This window comes from Nocardioides sp., assembly GCF_034670285.1.
Taxonomy (GTDB): domain Bacteria; phylum Actinomycetota; class Actinomycetes; order Propionibacteriales; family Nocardioidaceae; genus Nocardioides.
Window position 1 is genome coordinate 1 of record NZ_JAXMNS010000370.1, and the last position, 3,762, is coordinate 3,762.

Here is a 3,762-nt window from a genome sequence, read left to right on the forward strand (position 1 = left end):
GACGTGCCGCTCGCCGCACCGTGGCCGCGGCTGGTGGAGCGGCTCGGCAGCGACGTGATGCCGATCGACGTGGCCACCACCGAGGGCCGGCTCGGGCTGACGGCGTACGTGTGGCCCGACCAGCAGGCTCGCCACGAACGCCTGCGAGGGGCCCTCGCGCTCGCCGACCGCACCCCGGTGCACGTGCGCCGCGCCGGTGCGGCGGAGCTCGTCGACGACCTGGGGCTGTCGGAGGGTTCCCTCACCGTGCTGTGGCACTCGGTGATGTGGCAGTACCTCGACACCGCCGAGCAGGACCACGTGCGACGTCGTCTCGACGCGCTGGGGGAGCAGGCGACGCCAGGGGCGCCGTTCGCGCACCTGTTCCTGGAGTCGACCCGGCGGGCACCGGGTCGCGAGCACGAGTACCTCGTGGTGCTGGAGAGCTGGCCCGCCGGCACCCGTCGTGTCCTGGCGACCTCGAGAGGACACGGGCTGCCGACCGACTGGGAGAGCAGCGACATGCTCTAAGGTGGCGCGCATGCAGGCCCGCAGCGATCGCGTCATCTTGCACGTCGGCACCATGAAGTCGGGCACCAGCTATCTGCAGGCGCTCATCTTCGCGGAGAAGCAGCGGCTCGCCGCCTCCGGTGTGCACGTCCCCGGCAAGACCTGGGGCGTCCAGTCGCGTGCGATCCAGCAGGCGATCGGCATCGCCGACACCGAGCGCACGGTGTGGGAGCGCATGATCGCCGACGTCGCCGCCCACCGCGGCGGACCCTCGATCATCTCGATGGAGTTCCTCGCGCCGGTCAAGATCAAGCGCGCGACCCGCATCGTGCAGGAGCTCGGCGGCGACGTCGACGTCGTGTTCACCGTGCGTGACCTCAACCGCACCCTGGTCTCGATGTGGCAGGAGACCATCCAGAACGGTCGCTCCTGGACGTGGGAGGACTACCACCGCGAGGTCGCCGCGAACGCCCCCGGCGCCGAGGAGGGCGTCCACGACCGGGCCTCGGCGGCGGGCAGCTTCTGGCGTCAGCAGCACGTGGTGCGCCTGGTGCGCGACTGGTCCGAGATCGTCGGCTCCGATCGCGTCTCGCTCGTCACCGTGCCGCAGCCCGGCGCGGACCGCTCCGAGCTCGCACGGCGCTTCGGCGAGGCGACGGGCGTCGACTTCGGCACCGATCCCGTGGTCAAGACCGCCAACGAGTCCCTCGGGCTGGCCTCGATCCTCGCCCTGCGCCGCCTCAACGAGCAGCTCGACGAGGCCGGGGTGACGTCGAAGCAGATCTTCCGCCTGCGCAAGCGGGTGCTGGCCAAGACCGTCCTGGCCGCCCGTCGCAGCCTGGAGCCGAGCCTGGGCCTGGCGGTCGAGGACTGGGTCGTCGAGCAGACCCGTCACACGGTCGCGGCGCTGGCCGAGTCCGGCGTCCGACTCATCGGCGACCTGGCCGACCTCGACCCTGTCGCGGTCAAGGGCATCCAGCCGTCAGAGGTCGACGAGCAGCAGATCGGTGAGGCCGCCCTGGCCGGGCTGGCCGGGCTGATCCAGGACCTCGAGTCGTCGTCCTGACCTCTTCGACCCGATCGACCTGATCCGCGAAGCCTCGGCTCAGCTGAGCTTCTGGAAGCAGATCGGCTCGCCGCCGGTGTCGAGGCGGTAGAGCGCTCGCACGGCGAGGTGGTCGGAGAGTCGTACGCCGAGCACGTCGGCCGCGAGCGGGGTGAGGCCGGCGCCGCCGTGGAGCAGGTAGTCGATGCGTGCGCGAGGCGAGCCGGCGGGCGCCGTACGGCCTGCGCCCACGCCCACCTGCGACCAGGTGTCGGTCCAGCTCGAGGTGAGGATGTTCATCGGGTCCGAGCCGGGCGGGGCGTTCATGTCACCGCCCAGGATGCGCGGGCGAGGGTCCGAGGCGACGATGGTGCGCATCGCTGCCGCCTGCTGGAGGCGGGCCGACGGGTCGGCGTTCTGGAGATGGGTGTTGTAGATGCTGACCTCGGTGCCGGCGACGTCGATCACGACGTGCAGCAAGCCGCGGCGCTGGGTGCCGGCGGGCTGTGGCAGGAAGGTGTTCTTGGCCGACACGAGCGGGTAGCGCGACAGCACGAGCGTGCCGTAGCCACCGCCACCGGCGTGAGGGACGTTCTTGCCGAACGCGTAGGCCATGTCGAGCTGGTCGGCGAAGAAGGCCGGCTGGTCGACGCGCCCTGAGGCGTAGCGCATCTGGTCGACCTCCTGCAGCAGCACGACGTCCGCCTCGGTGGTGCGCAGCAGCGAGGCCAGCTGGCCCAACGAGCTGATGTGGCCGGACTTGATGTTGTAGGAGATCGCCGTCAGCTCGACGTCCTCACTGGTGTCGACGCACTGCTCCTCGCCCTGCTGCTTGATGTCGAGCTTCTGCGGGCCCTGCTTCTTCGCGTTCTTCTTGCCCGCGCCCTTCTTCTGCGAGCCCGCCTTCCCCGAGGGGGTCGGCAGGGCCGAGGGGGAGGAGACGACGGCGCTGGCCTCGGGGGGCAGCGGCTGACCGATGTCGGTGAGGTTGGCCGACGGCGGACCGGTGGTCCAGTCGCGCGTGCCGAGGAGCGCGCCGACGACGAGCACGAGGACGACGACGAGCAGGATCGTCGGGTCGAGACGGCCGAAGCGATGGCGCACGTCTCACCTCTCGTGGACGACTCGGGGAACAGCCCGATTCTAGACGAGCCGGCCTGACGCCCTCGTGCGATCGACCTAATTGCCTCGACTCGCTCCACCCGCGGTGCGAAGGTGGGAGCCACGGGTCCACCCGGCCCGCACCGTCGAGACCAGGAGGACCCCATGGCCGAGAACGACGACCTAAAGGCGAAGATGCGCGAGGCGCTCGATCGCAAGAACACCGAGGAGAAGGGCGTCCACGAGGACGGTCCGCTCCACGAGAAGGCCCACGGCTCCGAGGTCGTCGGCGGTGCTCCGAAGATGCACCGTCGCAAGGCTGGTGGCGGCGGGTCCTAGTCGCCCGGTGACGTGCCTGTGACCCCGCTGGTCTCAGCGGGGTGTCGGGGCGTGGTGTTCAGGGCTCGGGTGGGTCGTCGAGCGGCGTGGTGACGGGCATCCGGCCGTGGCGTCTTCCGCGGGTGACCCTGAACCTGGCGCCGGAAGGGCTGGTCCAGTCGTAGACCCCGGGTTGGGGTGAGTCGTAGGTCCAGGCGGAAAAGGTCTTGGCGCGGTGGTGCTTCCTGCAGAGCAGGGAGAGATTTGATGTCGTCGTTCGGCCGCCATCGGAGGGGTCCTTCTTGTTGAAGGGGACTCGGTGGTCGAGGTCGCAGTGCTCGGCGCGTCTGGTGCAGTTGGGGAAGACGCAGTTCTGGTCGCGCAGGCGCACTTGTTCGGCGAGCTTCGTCGTCGGGACGTAGGCGTTCGTGGAGAGGTCTTGGTTGAGGTCGATGACGGGCTTGATGGTGACGGTGGTCCCGGGGGTCTGGCACCACTCGCGTAGTTGCTCGACCAGCACGTCCCCGCCGCCGATGTTGTCCAGAGACACGTGCGGGCTGTCGGCGTCGATGTGGGCGTAGATCACGACGCCACGCCCACCGGTGCTGCCGCCTTCACTGGTGTCGAGGTCGAGGGTCAGCTGGGTGCGGGCCATCTCGCCCACCGCCATCGAGCGGCGCGCTCCGAGCGACTCCTCGCAGCCGAGGTCGCCGAGGGTCTTGGCGCCTTGCTTGACGGCGGCCTCCAGGTCGAGGGCATCTTCGGTGGACAGGGTGCCGGTGACCTCGACGGTGCCGTCAGTGGTGGTG

5 protein-coding genes are annotated in these 3,762 nt (G+C 70.1%); 3 read left to right on the forward strand and 2 right to left on the reverse strand.

Annotation, left to right across the window (positions count from 1 at the left end; all coding sequences use genetic code 11):
- Together VOI19_RS15995 and VOI19_RS16000 are read left to right on the forward strand one after the other, a co-directional pair.
- Nucleotides 1–510, forward strand: a 510-nt coding sequence (locus tag VOI19_RS15995) for a DUF2332 family protein (RefSeq protein WP_323793960.1), incomplete at its 5' end; no start/stop codon positions are given.
- Between the two features lie 10 nt (nt 511–520).
- Nucleotides 521–1,555: a hypothetical protein gene (locus VOI19_RS16000; RefSeq protein ID WP_323793961.1), complete on the forward strand. Its 1,035-nt coding sequence runs from the start codon at nt 521–523 to the stop codon at nt 1,553–1,555.
- A 39-nt stretch (nt 1,556–1,594) separates the two neighbouring features.
- Here the strand turns inward: VOI19_RS16000 and VOI19_RS16005 are convergent, their stop codons facing one another.
- On the reverse strand, nt 1,595–2,638 hold the full coding sequence (locus VOI19_RS16005) for an endonuclease/exonuclease/phosphatase family protein (protein ID WP_323793962.1): 1,044 nt from the start codon (nt 2,636–2,638) through the stop codon (nt 1,595–1,597).
- A 162-nt stretch (nt 2,639–2,800) separates the two neighbouring features.
- On the opposite strand from VOI19_RS16005, the gene VOI19_RS16010 reads away from it, so the two are divergent.
- A complete protein-coding gene (locus VOI19_RS16010) occupies nt 2,801–2,974 on the forward strand; it encodes a DUF5302 domain-containing protein (RefSeq protein ID WP_323793963.1) in 174 nt (57 codons plus the stop codon).
- A 58-nt stretch (nt 2,975–3,032) separates the two neighbouring features.
- Here the strand turns inward: VOI19_RS16010 and VOI19_RS16015 are convergent.
- Nucleotides 3,033–3,762, reverse strand: a 730-nt coding sequence (locus tag VOI19_RS16015) for an HNH endonuclease signature motif containing protein (RefSeq protein ID WP_323793964.1), incomplete at its 5' end; no start/stop codon positions are given.